Below are 1,072 nucleotides of genomic sequence, written 5' to 3' on the forward strand. Positions count from 1 at the left end.
GGCCGCGGCGGGGGGCTGGTGATGATCGGGGGGTACCTGTCGTTCACCGGGATCGACGGCAAGGCGCGATACGGGATGAGCCCGCTGGCGGGCGTGTTGCCGGTGGACCTGATGGCCACCGACGACCGCGTGGAGATGTCCGACGGGCTGAAGGTGGACGTGTGCGACCCGGCCCACCCGGTGCTGGGCGGTACGCCGGCGGAGTGGCCGATGCTGTTGGGCTACAACCGGACGTTCCCGAAGGAGGGCTCCACGGTGGTCGCGCGGGCCGGTGATGACCCGCTGTTGGTGGTGGGGGAGTACGGGCGGGGTCGCACGGTGGCGTTCACCTCGGACCTCGCCCCGCATTGGGCGCCGCCGGAGTTCGTGGGGTGGGAGCACTATGCGGCTCTGTGGACGTCGATACTGTCCTGGGCCGCAGGTGGTTCGCGTGGTGAGTGAGTCCCTGAGTGCCCGAAGGTGACGTGACGTGACGCAGTCCGACCGCAGGCGTAGGCGGCCCACGATGAAGGACGTGGCCAAGCACGCCCGGGTGTCTGTGAGCACGGTGAGTCATGTGCTCAACGACTCCGGGCCGGTCGCCCCGGAGCGGCGGGAGCGGGTGCTCGATGCCGTGCGGGTCCTCGAGTACCCGGAGCACTGTCGCGAGGCGGGGCTGCGGGTGCCGGAGGAGGTGAGTGTCGTCGATTTCGACGACCTCCCGGTCTCCGCGTTGCTCACGCCGCGGTTGACCACCGTCCGTCAGCCTGCGCACGACATGGGCTTCCGGGCGGCGTCGGCTCTGTTCGACTTGCTGGAGAAGGGCGAGTCCGGCGCGATCGGCGAGCTTCCGGCCGTTGTCCAGGTGCGGGAGTCCGTGTGCCCACCGGCGGTGGACGGATGACGCCCCGGGTGATGGTGGTCGGCGCGGTGAACGTCGACCTCGTGGTGCACACCGACCGGCTGCCGGGGCCGGGGGAGACCGTGGTGGGTCCGGGCGTCGAGCGGCACGGCGGCGGGAAGGGTGCGAACGCGGCGGTTGCCGCGGCCCGGGCCGGCGCCGAGGTCCGCTACTGCGGCGCCCTCGGCGCGG

The 1,072-nt window shown here is 71.9% G+C and carries 3 protein-coding genes; all 3 read left to right on the plus strand.

Annotated elements, in window-relative coordinates; genetic code table 11:
• A partial coding sequence (locus tag PKE99_RS37715) for a glutamine amidotransferase (protein WP_271215051.1) occupies positions 1 to 441 on the plus strand: 441 nt, incomplete at its 5' end.
• A gap of 28 nt (positions 442 to 469) precedes the next feature.
• On the plus strand, positions 470 to 883 hold the full coding sequence (locus PKE99_RS37720) for a substrate-binding domain-containing protein (protein ID WP_037054502.1): 414 nt from the start codon (positions 470 to 472) through the stop codon (positions 881 to 883).
• A partial coding sequence (locus tag PKE99_RS37725; RefSeq protein ID WP_271215052.1) for a PfkB family carbohydrate kinase occupies positions 880 to 1,072 on the plus strand: 193 nt, incomplete at its 3' end. The genes PKE99_RS37720 and PKE99_RS37725, both read left to right, overlap by 4 nt.

The sequence above is a fragment of the Pseudonocardia halophobica genome, from assembly GCF_027922425.1.
Taxonomy (GTDB): Bacteria; Actinomycetota; Actinomycetes; order Mycobacteriales; family Pseudonocardiaceae; genus Pseudonocardia; species Pseudonocardia halophobica.